General features: G+C 68.4%; 1 protein-coding gene. It reads left to right on the forward strand.

The window, feature by feature from the left end; all coding sequences use genetic code 11:
- Positions 1-237, forward strand: a 237-nt coding sequence (locus IEQ44_RS17480; protein ID WP_227487717.1) for a hypothetical protein, incomplete at both ends; no start/stop codon positions are given.

The raw sequence follows: 237 nt of genomic DNA on the forward strand, positions 1-237 counted from the left end.
GCCAGGGCGCCACACAATACTGCCCTCCCCTGGCTTCCACTCCCGGCCCCTTCCACGACGACGACCGCCGCGGGTGCGACGCCGGGGATCACTCTGCCACCGCCGCCTGTGCCCACGAGTCCAGCCAGACGCTTGATGACGACGAGTTCGAGGGCTGGTACGACGGGGAATACTACGGCGACGACGACGACTCCTTCAAGCCCGTCAGGTCGGTGTGCTCTACCCGGGGGGACGACG

The sequence above is a fragment of the Nocardioides malaquae genome (assembly GCF_015070385.1).
GTDB lineage: Bacteria > Actinomycetota > Actinomycetes > Propionibacteriales > Nocardioidaceae > Nocardioides > Nocardioides malaquae.